This is a genomic window from Falsirhodobacter xinxiangensis (genome assembly GCF_004959935.1).
Lineage (GTDB): Bacteria > Pseudomonadota > Alphaproteobacteria > Rhodobacterales > Rhodobacteraceae > Falsirhodobacter > Falsirhodobacter xinxiangensis.
In genome coordinates, this window is record NZ_SMYN01000006.1 from 76,251 (window position 1) to 93,614 (window position 17,364).

At 66.5% G+C, this 17,364-nt stretch carries 19 protein-coding genes; 11 read left to right on the forward strand and 8 right to left on the reverse strand.

Going from position 1 to position 17,364, the window contains the following annotated elements; translation table 11 throughout:
* Positions 1-32: 32 nt before the first annotated feature.
* Entirely contained in the window at positions 33-1,055 is a 1,023-nt protein-coding gene (locus tag E2K76_RS09310; protein ID WP_136684024.1) for a LacI family DNA-binding transcriptional regulator, read from the forward strand.
* Here the strand turns inward: E2K76_RS09310 and E2K76_RS09315 are convergent.
* Together E2K76_RS09315 and E2K76_RS09320 are read right to left on the reverse strand one after the other, a co-directional pair.
* Positions 1,052-1,903, reverse strand: coding sequence for an alpha/beta hydrolase (locus E2K76_RS09315; RefSeq protein WP_220432198.1), 852 nt, complete (start codon positions 1,901-1,903; stop codon positions 1,052-1,054). The two genes, E2K76_RS09310 and E2K76_RS09315, sit on opposite strands and share 4 nt — an antisense overlap.
* On the reverse strand, positions 1,900-3,015 hold the full coding sequence (locus E2K76_RS09320) for a Gfo/Idh/MocA family protein (RefSeq protein WP_136684025.1): 1,116 nt from the start codon (positions 3,013-3,015) through the stop codon (positions 1,900-1,902). Before E2K76_RS09320 ends, E2K76_RS09315 begins: the two co-directional genes overlap by 4 nt.
* A gap of 116 nt (positions 3,016-3,131) precedes the next feature.
* Between E2K76_RS09320 and E2K76_RS09325 the strand changes: the two genes are divergently transcribed.
* The 10 genes from E2K76_RS09325 to E2K76_RS09370 are packed head-to-tail and all read left to right on the forward strand — an operon-like array spanning position 3,132 to position 12,064.
* The gene (locus E2K76_RS09325) at positions 3,132-4,421 is read left to right on the forward strand and encodes an ABC transporter substrate-binding protein (RefSeq protein WP_136684026.1); all 1,290 of its coding nucleotides are present in this window, start codon (positions 3,132-3,134) and stop codon (positions 4,419-4,421) included.
* Positions 4,421-5,302, forward strand: coding sequence for a carbohydrate ABC transporter permease (locus E2K76_RS09330; protein ID WP_136684027.1), 882 nt, complete (start codon positions 4,421-4,423; stop codon positions 5,300-5,302). Before E2K76_RS09325 ends, E2K76_RS09330 begins: the two co-directional genes overlap by 1 nt.
* A complete protein-coding gene (locus tag E2K76_RS09335; RefSeq protein ID WP_136684028.1) occupies positions 5,299-6,114 on the forward strand; it encodes a carbohydrate ABC transporter permease in 816 nt (271 codons plus the stop codon). The genes E2K76_RS09330 and E2K76_RS09335 overlap by 4 nt, the downstream gene beginning before the upstream one ends.
* On the forward strand, positions 6,111-6,911 hold the full coding sequence (locus tag E2K76_RS09340; RefSeq protein WP_136684029.1) for a sugar phosphate isomerase/epimerase family protein: 801 nt from the start codon (positions 6,111-6,113) through the stop codon (positions 6,909-6,911). The genes E2K76_RS09335 and E2K76_RS09340 overlap by 4 nt, the downstream gene beginning before the upstream one ends.
* Positions 6,905-7,957: a Gfo/Idh/MocA family protein gene (locus E2K76_RS09345; RefSeq protein ID WP_136684030.1), complete on the forward strand. Its 1,053-nt coding sequence runs from the start codon at positions 6,905-6,907 to the stop codon at positions 7,955-7,957. The genes E2K76_RS09340 and E2K76_RS09345 overlap by 7 nt, the downstream gene beginning before the upstream one ends.
* Positions 7,958-8,767, forward strand: coding sequence for a sugar phosphate isomerase/epimerase family protein (locus E2K76_RS09350; RefSeq protein ID WP_136684031.1), 810 nt, complete (start codon positions 7,958-7,960; stop codon positions 8,765-8,767).
* Positions 8,764-9,531, forward strand: a complete 768-nt coding sequence (locus tag E2K76_RS09355) for an alpha/beta fold hydrolase (protein ID WP_136684032.1) — start codon at positions 8,764-8,766, stop codon at positions 9,529-9,531. Before E2K76_RS09350 ends, E2K76_RS09355 begins: the two co-directional genes overlap by 4 nt.
* A complete protein-coding gene (locus tag E2K76_RS09360; protein ID WP_136684033.1) occupies positions 9,524-10,210 on the forward strand; it encodes a ribulose-phosphate 3-epimerase in 687 nt (228 codons plus the stop codon). The genes E2K76_RS09355 and E2K76_RS09360 overlap by 8 nt, the downstream gene beginning before the upstream one ends.
* Positions 10,207-11,076: an ROK family protein gene (locus E2K76_RS09365; RefSeq protein ID WP_136684034.1), complete on the forward strand. Its 870-nt coding sequence runs from the start codon at positions 10,207-10,209 to the stop codon at positions 11,074-11,076. The genes E2K76_RS09360 and E2K76_RS09365 overlap by 4 nt, the downstream gene beginning before the upstream one ends.
* A complete protein-coding gene (locus tag E2K76_RS09370) occupies positions 11,069-12,064 on the forward strand; it encodes an ABC transporter ATP-binding protein (protein WP_136684035.1) in 996 nt (331 codons plus the stop codon). The genes E2K76_RS09365 and E2K76_RS09370 overlap by 8 nt, the downstream gene beginning before the upstream one ends.
* Here the strand turns inward: E2K76_RS09370 and E2K76_RS09375 are convergent.
* Genes E2K76_RS09375 through E2K76_RS09400 form a run of 6 tightly spaced genes read right to left on the reverse strand, consistent with a single transcriptional unit; the run spans position 12,051 to position 17,352 of the window.
* Positions 12,051-12,782: a GolD/DthD family dehydrogenase gene (locus E2K76_RS09375; protein ID WP_136684036.1), complete on the reverse strand. Its 732-nt coding sequence runs from the start codon at positions 12,780-12,782 to the stop codon at positions 12,051-12,053. The genes E2K76_RS09370 and E2K76_RS09375 overlap by 14 nt on opposite strands.
* Complete coding sequence (locus E2K76_RS09380; protein ID WP_136684037.1) at positions 12,775-13,494, reverse strand: SDR family oxidoreductase; 720 nt, start codon at positions 13,492-13,494, stop codon at positions 12,775-12,777. The genes E2K76_RS09375 and E2K76_RS09380 overlap by 8 nt, the downstream gene beginning before the upstream one ends.
* Positions 13,495-13,503: 9 nt before the next feature.
* On the reverse strand, positions 13,504-14,268 hold the full coding sequence (locus E2K76_RS09385; protein ID WP_136684038.1) for an SDR family NAD(P)-dependent oxidoreductase: 765 nt from the start codon (positions 14,266-14,268) through the stop codon (positions 13,504-13,506).
* A 12-nt stretch (positions 14,269-14,280) separates the two neighbouring features.
* Positions 14,281-15,519 carry a class II D-tagatose-bisphosphate aldolase, non-catalytic subunit gene (locus tag E2K76_RS09390; protein ID WP_136684039.1) on the reverse strand — a complete coding sequence of 413 codons (1,239 nt, stop codon included), beginning with the start codon at positions 15,517-15,519 and terminating at the stop codon, positions 14,281-14,283.
* Positions 15,516-16,466: a tagatose kinase gene (locus E2K76_RS09395; RefSeq protein WP_220432199.1), complete on the reverse strand. Its 951-nt coding sequence runs from the start codon at positions 16,464-16,466 to the stop codon at positions 15,516-15,518. Before E2K76_RS09395 ends, E2K76_RS09390 begins: the two co-directional genes overlap by 4 nt.
* Position 16,467: 1 nt before the next feature.
* Positions 16,468-17,352 carry a sugar phosphate isomerase/epimerase family protein gene (locus E2K76_RS09400; protein WP_136684041.1) on the reverse strand — a complete coding sequence of 295 codons (885 nt, stop codon included), beginning with the start codon at positions 17,350-17,352 and terminating at the stop codon, positions 16,468-16,470.
* Positions 17,353-17,364: the final 12 nt, after the last annotated feature.

Below are 17,364 nucleotides of genomic sequence, written 5' to 3' on the forward strand. Positions count from 1 at the left end.
GAAAAAACTTCACATGCGGCATGGGGACCAGGGTGACGAAAAAGCTTCCGCGCACGATGGAGGAATTCGCAGTTGCGTGCGGCGTGTCCCGTCCCACCCTGTCCAAATTCTTCGAAAATCCCGACAGCGTCAAAGGCTCGACCCGTCAGCGGATCGAGGCGAAGCTGGAGGAGACAGGGTATCGCCCGAACCTTTACGCGCGGAACCTGAACCGCAAGCGGACGCGCACGGTGGGAATCGTCGTGCCGTCGATCAACGATCCCTTCTATGCCGGGCTGGTGACGCGGCTGGAAATCCTGTTGCGCGCGCAGGGATACTGGCCGCTGACCATATCGCCGCACGGCCAGCCGGAGCTGGAGGGCGAGGCGCTTCTGACGCTGCAATCGCTGAAGGTGGGCGGCGCGTTGATCGCGCCTTTGGGATTCGCATCCGACCTTGGCGCGATGGCACGATTTGCCGAAGGCACGCCTTGCGTCTTTCTTGACAATGCCATCGGCACGCTTGGCCCCTTCGTCGGGACCGACAACGCGCAAAGCGTCGGCACGATGGTGGACTACCTGTGCCGTTCGGGATCGGCGCCGATCTATCTGAACACTCCGGCCGTGAACCGCGGCGTGAATGAGCGCCGCGCGGCCTATGAAAGCGCGGTCGCCCGGCATGGCGCGACGCCGGTGGTGCTGGATTCGGATATGGGCCATCCGTGGGATCTGGAGCAGGTCGGCCATGACCGGATGCGCGCCTGCATCGCGGATGGTTTGCCGGGCACGACGATCCTCTGCGCCAACGACCGGCTGGCCTTCGGCGTCATCGCGGCGGCGCATGAGGCGGGGCTGCGCGTCGGGCATGGCGCGGGGTTCGATCTGCGGGTGGCGGGCCATGACGACCACCCGCTCAGCCGGTTCAGCGCGCCGTCGCTGACCACGATGGCGCAGGATTACGACGCGATATGCCACAAGGCGGGCGATCTCTTGCTGGCCGCGCTGGAGGGTGGGCGACTGGATCACGCGGATTCGACACGGCTTCCGGCCAAGCTGGTGATGCGCGGGTCGGCCTAGATCCCTCGCGCGTCGAGGAAGGCGGCGCTGGCGGCAATCGCCTCGGCCGCGGCAGGGTCAAAACGGTCCATGCTGAGGAACCCGTGCAGGCTGCCGGGCCAAAGGTCCGTCTGAACATCGACACCCGACGCTGCGAGCAAATCGGCATAGGCGCGCCCTTCGTCATGCAGGATGTCCGCGCCCGCCAGCGCGACATGGGCGGGCGCGGCCCCGCGCGGATCGCCCAGCAGTGGCGTTGCGCGCCAATCCGCGGGATCGGGGCGATACTGGTCGCGGAACCAGTGCATCGTGTCCGCCGTCAACCCGAACCCCGTCGCAAAACGGCTGCCATCATAGGGGCCAAGCGCGGTGTTCGGATAGAACAGCAGCTGCGCCGCAGGTTGCGGCAAGGCGGGATCCCGCGCCGCGCAAAGCGCCGTGACGGCGGCCAGATTACCCCCCGCGCTGTCACCCGCCACGATCACCCCGGCGGGCAGGGCCCGAAGGCAGGCCAGCGCATCCTGCTGCGCGGCGGGAAAGGGATGTTCAGGTGCCAGCCTGTAATCCGGCGCGATCACCGTGGCATGGCAGGCTGTCGCCAAACGCTGGCAGATCGCCGCATGCGAACGGGGGGAGCCGACGACCCAGCCCCCGCCGTGGAAATAGAGGATGGTGCGCGCGCCGCTGCCCCATCGCAGCGCGGGCAGGCCGGCGATCTCGCATCGTTCCGCCACGGGGGCCTCGGGCGGCGATTGCGTCAGCGGCCACGCGGCATCGAAGGCAGCGCGCGCCTCGGGGGCGGTCATCGACTCGAACGGCGGGCCGCCTTTCAGGGCGAGGACCGCACGGGCACCGTCAGAAAGCGTCACGCCAGAAGCTCCTCGGGGCGGTCAAGCGGGGCGGGGCGGTCAGGGCGGGATGAGATTTCGATCCGCGTCCGGCACTCGGCGGACAGAAGCACCGCCTCCAGCACCTCCAGCACATGAAACGCCCGCGCGCCGCTGGCCCGAGGCTCGCGCCCTTGCGCCAGCGCATCCGCCATTTCGGCCAGCCCGAGGCAGCGGTAATTTGCGCGGTTCGGCGCATCGAACGGATAGTTGGTCCTCCCGAAGGCGCTGTCCTCGGACGCATGATCCTCCCACGCAGCGCCGCCCCGGGACAATGCCACGATGTCGCCGAAATTGTCGGGATCGGGCAGGCGAAGCGAGCCTTCGGTCCCATGCAGTTCCATCGGCGGGATCGAATGGCGGAACACGTCCCAGCTTGCGCCGAAGGTGAGGACGGCGCCGGAATGGAACTCCAGCAGCGACAGCGCGGTGGTCGGCGTTTCCGGCGCGAAACTGGTGCCCTGCAGCGGACCCTCGGCAGTGATGGTGCGCGTGCCGGATCCGACCGAAGCGAGAGCCGTGACCGCCCGCACCGGCCCGAGGATCGAGGTCAGCATCGTCAGGTAATACGGCCCCATGTCCAGCACCGGACCCGCCCCCGCCTGATAGTAGAAAGCGGGGTTCGGATGCCAATGCTCCATCCCGCGCCCCATCATGAAGGCAGTGCCGGTGACGATCTGGCCCACCGCGCCCGCATCGACCAGCGCGCGGGCCTCGCGCCCGGCGGCCCCCAGAAACGTATCGGGGGCCGATCCGACCTGAAGCCCCGCCGCCGCTGCCGCGTCCAGCAACTCCCGCGCCTGGGCGGTCGTCGCGCAAAGCGGCTTTTCGGTGAAGACGTGCTTGCCCGCCGCGATGGCCCGCATCGACAGCGCGTGATGCGCCGCCGGAACGGTCAGGTTCAGCACGAGGTCGATGTCGCTGGCCAGAATTTCCTCGACCCCCATGGCGCGGATGCCGTGGCGCGCAGCAAGCGCCTCTGCCGCATCACGCCGGATGTCGGCGCAGGCGACCATCTCGATCCCCCGGAACATATGTGCATTCGCCAGATAGATGCCCGAGATGCTGCCGCATCCCACCACGCCGATTCTCATGATGTCCCCTCCATCCCTGAAGTCAGGGTAGATTTAAATTTCTTGACGCGCGAGAAATTATTAAAGATCGTGAGTAAATCGGCAGCGGGGAGGTTGCCGCATAAGGGAGGGATAAGATGAGCACCGCTGACAGCGGCCGTTCCCGGCCATCCATCGACAGAAGAACGCTTCTTGCCACCGGCGCCGCCGGGCTGGCGACCATGGCCCTGCCACGCCGCGCACGCGCGCAGGGTCGGGTCGAGATTTCCTTCGCCAGCGCCTCGTTCTTCGGGAACGAGACATTCGGCGATCTGGTGAACAGCTTCAATGAATCGCAGGACCGCGTGCTGGTGCGCTGGCTGGAACTGCCGCCGCCCAGCTCCTCGACCGAGGTGTATCAGGGGCTGGTCCAGCAGCTTGCCCGACGCAATGGCACGCCAGACGTATTCAGCCAGGACGTGATCTGGATCGCGGGCTTCGCCGCCGCCGGATGGGCGCTGCCGCTGGACGAATTCATCTCCGACACCACGGGCTATTTCGACGGGACGCTGGCCGCCTGCAAATGGGACGGCAAGCTGACCGCGCTGCCGTGGTTCATGGATACGGGGATGCTGTATTACCGGCAGGACCTGCTGGACAAGGCGGGCGCGCAGGTGCCGCAGACTTGGGCCGAGATGGCCGCGCTGGGCAAAGCGGCACAGGACGCTGGCGATGCCGAGTTCGGATACCTGTGGCAAGGCAAACAGGCCGAGGTTCTGGTCTGCGACGCGGTGGAGGCTATCGCGTCCAACAATGGCGCGATCCTTGCCGATGACGGGCGATCCTCGCGCATCGCCGAACCCGAAGCCGTTGCCGCGATCCAGTTCCTGCATGACAGCATCGGCTCGATCAGCCCGCGCGATGTGCTGTCCTGGGACGAGGAACCCTCGCGCCAGCCCTTCACGGCGGGGCGGGGGATGTTCCTGCGCAATTGGTCCTATGTCTGGCCCATCGCGCAGGACCCGAATGTGTCCGAGGTGGTCGGCAAGATCGGCGCCGGGCCGCTGCCGCATTTCGACGGCGGGCGCAGCGCATCCTGCCTTGGCGGCTATCAGCTTGGCATGAACGCGAACACCAAGAATCGCGACGCGGCGTGGGAGTTCATGTCCTGGGTCTCGGCCCCCGAGCAGCAGAAGCGCGTGGCGCTGAACTTCGGCCTTGGGCCGTCGCGCCCGGCTTTGTTCGACGATGCGGAATTGAACGAGAAGCAGCCCTTCATGGCGACCCTGCGGCCCGTCTTCACCGGCGCGACCGCGCGGCCGGTGACGCCGGAATACGCCAAGGTCACGCTGGCCCTGCAATCGGGCATATCGAAGGCGCTCGTTTCCGGCAATATCGAGGCGGAGATGGCGACCTTGTCGCAGGAACTCGACCGGATCGTCGGCTGATGGCGGTGCCGCGCCGGGCCTGGCCGTGGCTTCTGCTGCTGCCCACCGGCATCGCGCTTGGCGCGGTGGCCTTCTGGCCGATCGTCGAAGGTCTGCGCCTGTCGCTGACGAACACATCGCTGATCACCCAAAGCGCCGACTACGTGGGGCTGGAGAATTACGCGGGCCTTTGGTCCGACACGCGGTTCTGGAATGCGTGGTGGCACACGATCTGGTTCACCTTCGCCTCGACCTTGCTGGAGACGTTGATCGGGCTGGGCATGGCCTTGGTGCTGTATGAGAGATTTCCCCTGCGCGGCATCGTGCGCGCGGCGATGCTGGTGCCTTGGGCGATGCCCACCGTCGTCACCTCCAAGATGTTCGGCTGGCTGTTCGACGGGCAGAACGGGGTGGTGAACTGGGTGCTGTTGAACCTTGGCCTGATCGGGGAAAAGGTGAATTGGTATGGCGATCCCGACACCGCGATGACCACGATCATCATCGCCGACGTGTGGAAGACCGCCCCCTTCATGGCGCTTCTGCTGCTGACCGGGCTTCAGACCATCCCCACCTCGCTGACCGAGGCGGCGCGGATGGACGGGGCACGCGGCTGGACGGTGTTCTGGCACATCCGCCTGCCGCTTCTGATGCCGACGCTGCTGATCTCGGGGTTGTTCCGGGCGCTGGACGCGTTCCGGGTGTTCGACCTCGTCTATGTCCTGACCGGGGGTGGGCCCGCCGACAGCACGGAAACGCTTTCGACGTTGGCCTATAAGGAGCTCTTTTCCACGCTGGAGTTCGGCTATGGCTCCACCATCACCACCGCGATGTTCCTGACCGAAGCGGCACTGGCCGCGATCCTGTGCCTGTGGCTGGTCCGGCAGATACGGAGGGTGACATGAAACGCCTTGCCCTTTACGCGGGCGCGCTGCTGATCTTCCTGTGGTCGGCATCCCCGTTCATCTGGCAGTTTTCGACCTCGTTCCAGCTTGACCGCGCGCTGACTTCGGGCACGCCGACGCTGTGGCCCGATCCATGGACGTTCGAGCATTACCGCAACGTCTTCGTCGAAAAGCAGCTTCACCGCTATGTGTTGAACTCGTTGTTCGTGGCGCTGGCGACGACGTTCCTGTGCCTTGCCATCGGATCGCTGGCGGCCTTTGCGCTGTCGCGGCTGCGCGTTCGGGGGCGGTTCGGCATCCTGCTGACGATCCTGTCGGTTTCGATGTTCCCGCAGATCACGCTGGTCGGCCCGCTTTACATCGTGGCGTCGGCGTTGGGGCTGCTGGATACGTTCACGGCGCTGGTGCTGATCTATATCGCGCTGGTTCTGCCCTTGGTGACATGGGTGCTTTATGGCTACCTCGAAACCCTGCCACGAGAGATCGACGAGGCCGCGCGCATGGATGGGGTCGGCCCCTTACGCCTTTACTGGAGCATCATCCTGCCGATGACGCTGCCCAGTCTTGTCACCACCGGGCTTCTGGCCTTCATCACAGCGTGGAACGAGTTTCTGTTCGCGCTAGCCTTCACATCCAATATCGACACGCAGACGATCCCCATCGGGATCGCGAATTTCACCAACCTCTACTACGTCCCTTGGGGCGACATCGCGGCGGCTTCGGCGGTCGTGACGGCGCCGCTGATCCTGCTGGTCCTGTTCTTCCAGCGGCACATCATCGAGGGGCTGACCCAAGGGGGCATCAAGGAATGACCATGAAACTCGGCTGCCAGACCTTCACTTGGGAAATGCTTGGGGACCGCTGGACGGGCGGGCCCGACGATCTTCTGCACGCCATCGGTGCGGCGGGCTATGGCGGCATCGAGATCACCGACAAGATGATCGGCCCTTACGCCAGTAACCCCGACGATTTCGCCCGCGCGTTGGAACGTGACGGGCTGGTGCTGGTCGCCTATGCCATCGGATCGCCCGGCGGCTTTACCGAGGACGAAGGCGCGGATCTGGAGGCGGTGCGTAAGGCGTCGGCCTTCGCGGCGCGGTTCGGGGCGACGGTGTCGCTCGGGTCCGCGACCGTGATGTCCCCCGGCGCGCGAGAGGCGAAATACGACGCTGCCGCCCGCATCTATAACGCCGCGTTGCGCGTCGGGGCCGAGGAGGGAGCGGCGGTCGCAATCCACCCCTCGTCGCATCACGACACGCTGATCTTCGACCGCGCAGACTATGAGGCGATGTTCGACCGGCTGGACCCGGCGCTGGGCTGGGTGCCGGATACCGGGCATATCCTTCGCGGCGGACAGACGGTGGCGGATGCGATGACGCGCTGGTCGGACCGCATCCGCTATGTCCACCTGAAGGACGTGGATGCGGCGGGCGATTGGGCGATGCTGGGGCAGGGCGTGGTGGACATTGCCGAGATCGCGCATCTGGCCAAGGCCGCCCCGCGCTTCAACGGCTGGCTGGTGGCCGAGGAGGAGTCGGAGGAAGCCGCCCGCGATCCCGCCGCCGCCGTCGCCACCAACCGTCTGGTGCTGGAGGGCGCGCTGTGCTGAATGTCGGCATCCTTGGCTGCGGCCCCATCGCGCAGTTCGCGCATCTGGAATCCTGCGTGAAGGCGAAGAACGCGCGGCTCCATGCCATCTGCGACCGGGCGGACGATCTGCGCGCGCGGATGGCCGCGATGTATGAGCCGGAGCACAGCTTTGCCGATTATGACGAGATGCTGGCCGATCCCGGCTTGGATGCGGTGATCGTCGCGACATCGGATGCGTTTCATGTTCCCGCCGCGATCCGCGCGCTGCAGGCGGGCAAGCACGTGCTGTGCGAAAAGCCCATCGGCACTTCGGTCGAGGAGGGCGAGCGGCTGCGCGATGCCGTGCGCGCGTCTGGCTGCGTGCTTCAGGTCGGCCATATGAAACGCTTCGATCCGCCGCTGGAGGCTGCACGAGATTTCGTGCGGGACGAGATGGGGCAGATCTTTGCGCTGAAGGCGTGGTATTGCGACAGCACGCATCGCTACACCAACACCGATGCGGTCCAGCCCAAACCCATCCTGTCGAAACAGGCACTGAAGCCCGAGGGTGATCCAAAGGCCGACAAGGCGCGGTATTTCATGCTGGCCCACGGCTCGCATCTGGTGGACACCGCGCGGTTCCTGTGCGGGCCGATCACGGCGGTTCGCGCGCGGCTGCTGGAACGGGCAGGGGCTTGGTGCTGGTTCGTCGAAACCGAGTTCGAGAACGGTGCGCTTGGCCATCTGGACCTGACCGTCGCCGTCCGGATGGACTGGCACGAAGGGTTCCAGATGTATGGCGAGAACGGCTCGATCATCGCCAAGACCTTCAACCCGTGGTATTTTCGATCATCCGAGGTGCAGATATTTCACGAAAAGGACGCCACGACCCGGATGCCTCTGGGCGCGGACGGGCATTTTTTCCGCCGCCAGTTGGAAGGGTTCGCCGATGCCATCGCCGGGGCGCCGATGCGCGGGGCGGGGATCGAGGACGGCCTTGCCTCGATCCGCGCGATGGTGGCGATTTCACAATCGGTCCGAACCGGCGCGCGGGTCGCGCTGGCCAACGTGACGGGAGAGGTGTGAATGCAAGCCGGCATTTTCGCCAAGACCTTTCCGGGTCGCGATCCCCAGACCGTGCTGGCAGCGGTGCAGGGCGCAGGCTTCGCAGCGGCGCAGTATAATCTGGCGTGCAGCGGGCTGCCGTCGATGCCAGAGCATGTCCCGGACGGCACGGCGGCGGCGATGGTGGCAGCGGCGGCAAACACGGGCGTTGCGCTGGCGGCACTTTCCGGCACCGGCAACATGGCCCATCCCGATCCCGCACATCGCAAGGCTGTGGTGCGCCAGCTTCGCGCCGTCATCGGCTGCGCCGCGCAGGCTGGCATCCCGATGGTGACGCTCTGCACGGGAACGCGCGATCCGGCGGATCAGTGGCGGTTCCACGCGGACAATACGACTCCAGAAGCCTGGGCCGACATGCGCGCGACCATGGCCGAGGTCTGCGATATGGCCGGGGTGGCAGGCGTCCTGCTGGGGATCGAGCCGGAGCAGGCCAATGTGGTGCAATCGGTCGCCGATGCGTTGCGCTTGGCGCGGGAATTGCAGACCGACCGCATTCGGATCGTGCTGGACCCCGCCAACCTGTTCGAATCCGGCCCTGCGCCGGATATGGCCCGCGCCGTGGCCGAAGCTGCGCCGCTTCTGGGCCTCGTCCATGCCAAGGATCGCCGAACCGACGGACAGGTCGCGCCGCCGGGCGATGGCGCGGTGGATTTTCCCGCGCTTTTCGCCGGCTTGCGTGGGGTGGGATATGACGGTGCCGTCATCACCCACGGGATCGAACTGCCCGACGTTCCGCAGACTGCGCGGCGGCTGCGGGACTGGCTCGCATGATGGCCGAGGGGCATATCCTGCGCGACGGCGCGCGCCTGCGCTGGATTTCGGACCACGAGGGGCCGCCCGTCCTGTTCCAGCACGGTCTGGGCGGGGACGCCGCGCAGGTCGCCGGACTGTTCCCGACTGCCGCGCCCTTTCGCCGCCTGACTTTGGAATGTCGGGGCCATGGCGCGTCCGAGCCAAAGCCGCCCTATGATTTCGCAATCTTTGCCGACGATCTCATCGCGCTGATGAACGGTCGGACGATGGTTGTGGGCGGGGTGTCCATGGGCGCGGCTCTGGCGCTGCGGCTGGCGCATCTGCGGCCCGCGCAAGTGCGGGCATTGATCCTCGTGCGGCCTGCATGGGGGGCAGGCCCGGCGGGTGCGAACCTGTCCTTCAATACCGAGGCTGCGGCGATGATCTCCGCCGGGCGGCCGCTTGCCGGAAGCGCGTTGGAGACGCGGTTGCGCAATGCCCCGGACAACCTCGCCTCGATCCGCGGGTTCTTCGCACGGCCCGATTTCGCGCCGATCCTCGCGGCAGTGTCCGCTGATGACCCCGGCCTTTGTGCGGCCGACATCGCCGCGCTGGATATGCCCGCGCTGGTGCTGTCGGCGCCGCGCGATCTGATCCACCCGCAGACGTTGGCCGAAGAACTGGCGGCGCTGCTGCCGAATGCCGTCCATGCCGCCCTTCCCGACAAGGCCGATGATCCCGCCGCCCATCGCGCCGCGGCCGCCCGCGCCATCGCCGAATTTCTGGAGCGTATTCATGCCTGATCTTCCGAAAGACCGCCTGATCGCAGAAATCTCCGTCTGGTCGGCGGATCTTCTGAACCTCGAACGCGATCTGGGCCGGATCGGACCATATGCCGACATGCTGCACATCGACGTGGCGGATGCGCGGTTCACGCCGGATTTCCTGTTCTTCCCCGACCTCGTCGCGCGGCTGGCCGAGGTTTCGCCTTGCCCGGTCCATGTCCATCTGATGGTGCAGGCCGACATGGTGCTGCGACAGGCGCTGCGCTTCGCCGAAACCGGGGCGCGGATGGTCACGATCCATGCCGAAACCGGGGATGCGGGTCTCGACGCGCTGGCTGCGCTGCGCGAGGCGGGATGCGAGACGGGCGTTGCGCTGACCCTGGATACCGAGGTGGATCGCGTGCTGCCCTATCTGCCCGGTATTTCCATGCTGACGTTGATGGGCACGCGCATCGGGATCAAGGGCGCCGGGCTGGACCCGCTGGCACTGGGCCGCATCCGCGAGGCGCGGGCAATGCTGGGCGACATGGGACGCGAGGATGTGCTGATCGCGGCCGATGGCGGTATCCGCGAGACGACCGTGCCCGACCTGCTGGCGGCGGGCGCGCATTCGGTGGTGCTGGGATCGCTGGCCTTCGGCGCGCCCGACCTGAAGGCGCGGTTCGACTGGCTGCGCAACCTTGGCGCACCGGCATGACGGTGCTTGTCTTCGATCTGGGCGGAACGCGGATGCGGGCGGCTTTGGTCGAGGGCGCGCGGATCGTCATTCAGGCCGAGGCGCCGACCCCTGCGAATGACGGCGTCGGGCCGGTCATCGACGGGCTTTGCGCGCTGGCACGCGGCTTGGGTGGGGCGGGGGCCGCCGGCATCTGCGCGCCCGGACCGCTGGATGTGACGCGCGGTCTGATGCTGGCACCGCCGACCTTGCGTGGCTGGCAGGATGTTCCCGTGGCCGCGCTTCTGTCGGAGCGGCTGGGCCTTCCGGTGCAGCTGGAGAATGACGCCAACGCTGCCGCGATGGGCGAGTATGCGCACGGGGCCGGACGCGGCGCGGGGGTGCTGGTCTTCGCCACCGTCTCGACCGGAATCGGCGGTGGGATCGTCGTGGACGGCAAGATGCTGCGCGGGCGCGGCGGGCTGGCAGGAGAGATCGGGCACATGAAGATCGACAGCGCCGGACCGGAATGTTTCTGCGGCAGAACCGGCTGTTTCGAGGCACTGGCCGCAGGCACGGCGCTGGCGCGACGGGCGGGCCGCGATCCGCGCGCGGTCATCGCCGATGCACGGGCGGGCGATGCGGCGGCGCTGGGCCATCTGGCCGTGCATGGACGGCTTCTGGGGCGCGGGTTTTCCAATCTGCTGCACCTGTTCGCGCCGGATGTGCTGGTCGTGGGCGGCGGTCTGTCCAACGCCTTCGACCTGCTGGAGCCGCACATCCGGCAAGGGATCGAGGAAAATGCCATGCCCGCCTATCGCGATACGCCCGTGATGCGGGCGGCCTTGGGCGAGGCTGCCGGGCTGATCGGCATGGCGCATCTGCTGGAGGAGAAGGTTCATGGCTGATCTGGAACTGAAGACCCTGCGCAAGAGCTTCGGCGCCTTCGAGGCGATCAAGGGCGTGGACCTGTCGGTGAAGGACCGCGAATTCGTCGTCTTCGTCGGACCGTCGGGTTGCGGGAAATCGACGCTTCTGCGGATGATCGCGGGGCTGGAGACGATCACCTCGGGCGATCTGCTGATCGACGGCGCGCGGGAAAACGACAGCGAGCCGATGGACCGGGGGCTGGCGATGGTGTTCCAATCCTATGCGCTTTACCCGCACATGACGGTGGCCGAAAACATGGGCTTTGCGCTGCGCGTCGCCAAGGTGCCCGCGGCCGAGCGGGAACGGGCCGTGCGCGAGGCCGCGCGCGTTCTGGAGCTGGAGCATCTGCTGGACCGTCGGCCGAAGGAATTGTCGGGCGGGCAGCGTCAGCGCGTCGCCATCGGGCGCGCCATCGTCCGCAAACCCAAGGTGTTCCTGTTCGACGAGCCTTTGTCGAACCTCGACGCCGCGCTGCGGGTCAACATGCGGCTGGAACTGATGCGCCTGCACAAGCGGCTGGACGCGACGATGATCTATGTCACGCATGATCAGACCGAGGCGATGACGATGGCCGACAAAATCGTCGTGCTGCGGGCTGGGCAGATCGAACAGGTCGGCGCGCCGATGGAGCTTTACGCGCGCCCGGCCAATATGTTCGTCGCTGGTTTCATTGGTGCACCGAAGATGAACTTCCTGCCAGCGGGCAAGGATGCGCCGCCGGGGGCAAGGACGCTTGGCATCCGCCCAGAGGATCTGGGTCCCGGCGATACATGGCAGGGCACGGTCAGGTTGGTTGAAAGGCTGGGCGGGGTCAGCAACCTGCATGTGGAACTGGAGGATGGTTTCGTGATGGTCATGCAGGTCACGGGCGAGCCTGCGCGCATGGGCGAACGGATCGGCATGGGAGCCGACCCGTCGCGGTTTCATTATTTCGACGCGCAGGAACGGCGCCTTACTGCATCGTGAAGCCGCCGTCGATCATCATCACGTCGCCGGTGATCATCCCGGCATCGGCAGAGCAGAGGAACACCGCCGCGGCGGCCACCTCGGGCGGGCGCACGAAGCGGCCCATGGGGATGTCGCGGCGGGCCTTCTCGCCCTTTTCGCCCGACCAGCCCAGCGCGCCCATCGGCGTGTCCACCACCGTCGGGGCGATTGCGTTCACCGTCACCCCGTGCCGCGCCCATTCCAGCGCCTGCACCTTGGTCAGCCCGATCAGCCCCGCCTTGCTGGCACCGTAAGCCGCGTGCTGGTCCAGTGCGATCACCCCCGCCTGCGAGGACAGGTTCACGATCCGTCCGCGCCCCGACGCCTTCAGGAATGGCAGCGCCGCCGCCGAGACCAGCCAAGGCGCGCGCAGGTTGATGTTCATCGTGCGGTCCCAATCGTCCAGCCGCACCTCCTCGGCAGGAAAGACCATGCCAAGGCCCGCATTGTTGATCAGCAGATCGATCCCCATTTCCGCGCCGATACGCTCGATCATCGGGGCGATGGCGGCAGGGTCCGACAGATCGAGCGTGTAGCCGCGATGACCGGGGCCGAACTTCGCGGCCAGATCCGCGCAGTCCTTCATATCCACCAAGGCCAGCCGCGCGCCCGCCTTGGCGAATGCCTCGGCCAGCGCGACGCCAATCCCGCCCGCGGCGCCGGTGATGAGTGCGGTCAGTCCCGAGAGGTCAGACATCGAAGGCACTCGGCAGGATGATGACGTCGCGGATCGTCACGTTGCGGGGGCGGGTCAGCATGAACAGGATCGCGTCTGCCACCTCGGACGGCTCGATCAGCGCGCCGCTTTCCTTGGCCTTGCGCAGGTTCTCCTCGGGCCAATCGGCCAGCAGGGCCGAGATGACGGGGCCGGGCGAGACCTGGCCCACGCGGATGCCTTTCTTGCAAAGCTGCCGCCGCATGGTCTGCACGAAACAGGTGATCGCCCATTTCGACCCGGAATAGACCGGCTCCCAAGGGATCGCGGAATGGCCGGCGATGGAACTGGTCACGATGATGTCGCCCGATCCGCGTTCCTCCATATGCGGCAGGACGGCGTGGACATTCTTCATCACCGCGTTGATGTTCAGGTTCAGCATCCGGTCGATGCGCGCGGCGTCGGTTTCCGACAGATCCCCGCCGATATAGCTGCCCGCATTGCAATGCAGGATGTCGATGGCTCCCGCTTTGTGCAGGATCTCCGGCACCATCGCATCGCAGCTTTCGCTGTCCAGCAGGTCGGTCACCTGCGCGATGCTGCCGGGCAGGCGGGCGGTGATGGCGGACAGCGCGTCGGTGTCGCGGTCCACCAGAACCACGGTCGCGCCCGCCTTGTGCAGCGCCTCGGCCGTTGCCAGCCCGATGCCCGATGCCGCGCCGGTGATCGCGGCGACTTTTCCGTTCAGGGTCATCTCAGGCTCCTATCGCGTCAGGTAACCGCCATCGGCGACAAGGATCGCGCCGGTGACATAGCTGGAGGCGGGGCAGGCGAGGAACAGCGCGCAGTTGGCCATTTCCTCGGTGGTGCCGAAGCGGCCCATGGGGGTGTTGTCGGCCCAGATGCGGCTCCACTCGCCCTTGTCGATCGCGCCCTGGGTCATGTCGGAAATGACGTATCCCGGCGCGATGGCGTTCACGCGGATGTTGCGGGCGGCGTATTCGAAGGCCATCACCTTGGTCATCTGGTGGATCGCCGCCTTGGAGCTGTTATAGGCCACCTGCAACTGCGGATGGTTGGCGACGTAGCCGGAGATCGAGCCGACATTCACCACCGTTCCGCCGCCCTGCGCCAGCATGGGCTTGATCGCCGCGCGGGCAATGCGGAACGGCGCGGTGAAGTTGGTGCCCATGATGAATTCAAGCTGTTCGTCGTCGAATTCGTGGAAATTGCCGTTGGCGGCGACGCCCGCATTGTTCACCAGCACATCCAGCCGTCCGAACTTGTCCAGCGTCGCCTCGGTCAGTTTTTCCCCGATGGTGGGGTCGGTCACGTCGGCGGCCAGCCATGCGAAGCGCGCCGGGTCCGAGGCCACCAGCGCGCGGACCTCGTCCGTCTCGTGGCGGGCGGTCAGCAGAACGCTGGCCCCTGCTTCGGCGAACAGTTTGGCGGTGGCAAGACCGATGCCCCGGTTGCTTCCGGTGACCAGTGCCACCTTTCCGTCCAGTCTGAAGTGTGAAAGCGACATCGTTATCCTCCGTCAGATGTCCTCGCCCTCGCAGGCGGCGAAATAAGGGGTGAGGCGGGCAATCACATGCGCGATGGCCATTTCCTCGGGGTGCAGCGGGGCGTCTGCGAAGCGCAGCGCGGTGGGCAGGTGCTGGCTGAACAGCGGCTCGGGGATGCGCTGGCCGGACATGGCGGCGATCAGGCGCGCCACGGCATCCCGCACGGGGTCGGCCAGCCAGTAGTAGCGGATGCGGTCGGAATAGGAGTAGTGCCGCAGCACCCGCGGGTTATCGTGGTAGTGACGCTCCCAATCTGCCGGGGCCGCCAGCATCGCCGCCTCGAACGCATGATAGAGCGGGCGGTCGCCATAATCCGGCAGCAGGTCCGACGCGATCAGATCGAGGGCGTAGAACGCCTCGCGCAGCGCGAAGGTCGCCTCGGGGCCCACCTTCAGGATGCCGCTGCCGTCGCGGACCAGCGCGGCAAGTCGGTCCTGACCTTGATAATCCGTCGAATGCGCCTCGAATACCATGCCGGGCAGACGGTTCAGAACGGCGGTCAGATCGCGGGCGATTTCAGGGCGATAGCGGATGACGTTGCTGTTGCCGAACTCCACCCCCGGCTGGACGACCAGAGCGATGGCGCGCGCAAAGGCATCGTCCAGCCCTGCATCGTGGAAGACCTGCCGGTGGATTTCGACCGTCCGCAGGGCCGCTTCGGGCAGGGTGGGCGTCACGCTGTCCAGATGGTGGTCTGCACCGCCGGGGGGCGGAACCTCGGTCCCGATGACGTAAAGCGGGCGATGGCTTTCTGCCGCCTGTGCCAGACGGGCGGCCCGCTGGGCGATCAGGGTATCGTCGGGCGCGGCCTCTCCGGCGCAAGGCATCGACGCATCGAGGTGGATCTTGGTGAACCCGGCGCGGGCATAGGCGCGGACCATCTGTTCGGCCTCGGCCATGGCCTGATCGGGCGGCAGGTGCCGCCAAGGGTTAGGGCCAAGGTGATCGCCGCCAAGGACGATGCGCGACGGATCGCAGCCCTCGCGCCGGGCAAGATCGGCCACCAGCGAGGCGAAACCCTCGGGGGTCATGCCGGTATATCCGCCTTGGTGGTTCACCTGATTGCAGGTCGCCTCGATCAACACCGTGGCGTCGCGCTGCTGGCCCAGCCGCAAGGCGGCGCGCAGGACCAGCGGATGGGCCGAGCAGATGGACGGAATGCCCCTGCGCCCCCGGTTCGCGGCAAGGTCGGTCAGTGCCAGCCGCGTCATGTCCGGCGCTCCGTCGTGGCGATGAAGGCGTCGAGTTCGGCGCGCGTGCCGGCACCTTCCATCGGACCGATGAAGGTCACATTCCGCGCGCCCGCCGCGCTGGCATAATCCAATGCGCGCTGCACGGTCAGCCCAAGGCGGCGGCAGGCGACATAGGCGCCCCCGAAGCAATCGCCCGCCCCGGTGGGGTCGCGTTCCTCGACCACGAAGGCGGGGGAGGCAACCGGGTCTTCGCCGGGGCGGTATGCGATCGCCCCCGCAGCGCCGCGTTTGACCACGATTTCCGAAATGCCCTGCGCGAAAAGCCGTTCGGGGTCGGTGCCGACCAGTTCCAACTCCGCCTCGGACGGAAGCAGCAGGTTGGTCATCGCCATAACCCGCTGGATGCGCGGGCCGATCTGCGGGTCCGTGATCAGCTCTTTGCGCAGGTTCGGATCGAACGAGACGGTGCCGCCCCGCGCCCGGACGCTTTCCAGCGCATCGTCGATCAGCGGCCAAGCAGGTGTCATCGCCAGCGCGGTGCCCATGACATGCAGATGGGCCGCGCGGTCGATGATCCGGCGCACCGGGTCGGTCCAGCCGATGCGGGCGGCGGCGGAATGGGCGAGGTTGAAGACGAAATCGCGGCTGCCATCCGGGCGATAGCGCACGAAGGCGCTTCCGGTCGGCAGTTCCGGGTCCACCGCGATGGCTGACACGTCGATCCCGTCGCGGTGCAGCCGTTCGATGTTCAGCCGCCCGAAATCGTCATCGCCGACCGTGCCGATCATGGCGGCGGACCCGCCGATCCGCCCGCATTGGTCGATGAAGATCGCAGGCGCGCCGCTGGGAAAGGGGCCGGTCAAAGCCTGTGCTTCGGTGAACCCTTGCCCGACCGTGTCCGCCACGATCTCGACCAGGATCTCGCCGATACAGAGCGTTGGCCCCAACTCGTCTGGAGCGAGCATCTCAGGGACGCGCGTTGGTGTCGCGGCGGCGACGCGCTTCCGCCATGGCGTTTTCGATGAACACCTTGGCATGGGCAGCCAGCGGGTCGTTGTCGGTCCAAGTGTCGCGCCAGATTGCGCAGGCTTTCGACAGGCTCTCGTCCACCACCGCCGAGGAGAAGCTTTCGAACACGATGTCGCGCTGATAGTCGATGTCCAGCAGGGCGTCGAAGATCGGCCGGAAGTCGATCACGCCGTCGCCAAGGTATCCGCGATTGCTTTCGCCGATGTGGAAATATCCGAGGCGATCGCCGGCCGAACGGATTGCGGCGGCGGGGTTCGCCTCCTCGATGTTCATGTGGAATGTGTCGAGATGGAGCCGGACATGGTCCGATCCGGTATCCTCAATGAATTTAAGGCCTTGCGCGGTGGTGTTCAGAAGGTTCGTCTCGAACCGGTTGACGATCTCCAGCACGAGGTCCACGCCCGACGCCTTGGCGATTTCCGCCGTCTCGGCAATGGCTTCGACGCTGTTCCTCCAGCCATCCTGCGTTGGCAGGCTGTCATATTTCGTATGCGCGGAATAAAGGATGCCGCCCAGCTTGTTGCCGCCGATGTCGCGCACCGCGCGCACGGCGTCGGCAAGCATCTTCTTGCCCCCCGCGATCTGGTCATTGTCGTTGCCAGATACGTCCTTGTCGCGCGGCAGGCCCATCGTGACGCCGATTTCGACGTCCAGCGACTGCGCCTTTTTCGCCAGCCGGTCCAGATCGAACTTCTCGGGCCGCAGATAGGCGAATTCGATCGTGCGATATCCGTGTTCGGCCGTTTTCTCCAAGGCCATTTCCAACCCTTCCTGCGTCTGGCCTCCCGTCCAGACGAAGGAATGAATCCCCAGCTTGCCCATCGGCGCTCCTCC

What these genes read in the sequence shown, in the direction of transcription:
- E2K76_RS09320 (WP_136684025.1), bottom strand. Translation starts at nt 3,015, where the DNA reads ATGAGAATCGGCGTGGTGGGATGCGGCAGCATCTCGGGCATCTATCTG.
- E2K76_RS09325 (WP_136684026.1), top strand. Translation starts at nt 3,132, where the DNA reads ATGAGCACCGCTGACAGCGGCCGTTCCCGGCCATCCATCGACAGAAGA.
- E2K76_RS09330 (WP_136684027.1), top strand. Translation starts at nt 4,421, where the DNA reads ATGGCGGTGCCGCGCCGGGCCTGGCCGTGGCTTCTGCTGCTGCCCACC.
- E2K76_RS09335 (WP_136684028.1), top strand. Translation starts at nt 5,299, where the DNA reads ATGAAACGCCTTGCCCTTTACGCGGGCGCGCTGCTGATCTTCCTGTGG.
- E2K76_RS09340 (WP_136684029.1), top strand. Translation starts at nt 6,111, where the DNA reads ATGACCATGAAACTCGGCTGCCAGACCTTCACTTGGGAAATGCTTGGG.
- E2K76_RS09350 (WP_136684031.1), top strand. Translation starts at nt 7,958, where the DNA reads ATGCAAGCCGGCATTTTCGCCAAGACCTTTCCGGGTCGCGATCCCCAG.
- E2K76_RS09355 (WP_136684032.1), top strand. Translation starts at nt 8,764, where the DNA reads ATGATGGCCGAGGGGCATATCCTGCGCGACGGCGCGCGCCTGCGCTGG.
- E2K76_RS09360 (WP_136684033.1), top strand. Translation starts at nt 9,524, where the DNA reads ATGCCTGATCTTCCGAAAGACCGCCTGATCGCAGAAATCTCCGTCTGG.
- E2K76_RS09365 (WP_136684034.1), top strand. Translation starts at nt 10,207, where the DNA reads ATGACGGTGCTTGTCTTCGATCTGGGCGGAACGCGGATGCGGGCGGCT.
- E2K76_RS09370 (WP_136684035.1), top strand. Translation starts at nt 11,069, where the DNA reads ATGGCTGATCTGGAACTGAAGACCCTGCGCAAGAGCTTCGGCGCCTTC.
- E2K76_RS09375 (WP_136684036.1), bottom strand. Translation starts at nt 12,782, where the DNA reads ATGTCTGACCTCTCGGGACTGACCGCACTCATCACCGGCGCCGCGGGC.
- E2K76_RS09380 (WP_136684037.1), bottom strand. Translation starts at nt 13,494, where the DNA reads ATGACCCTGAACGGAAAAGTCGCCGCGATCACCGGCGCGGCATCGGGC.
- E2K76_RS09385 (WP_136684038.1), bottom strand. Translation starts at nt 14,268, where the DNA reads ATGTCGCTTTCACACTTCAGACTGGACGGAAAGGTGGCACTGGTCACC.
- E2K76_RS09390 (WP_136684039.1), bottom strand. Translation starts at nt 15,519, where the DNA reads ATGACGCGGCTGGCACTGACCGACCTTGCCGCGAACCGGGGGCGCAGG.
- E2K76_RS09395 (WP_220432199.1), bottom strand. Translation starts at nt 16,466, where the DNA reads ATGCTCGCTCCAGACGAGTTGGGGCCAACGCTCTGTATCGGCGAGATC.
- E2K76_RS09400 (WP_136684041.1), bottom strand. Translation starts at nt 17,352, where the DNA reads ATGGGCAAGCTGGGGATTCATTCCTTCGTCTGGACGGGAGGCCAGACG.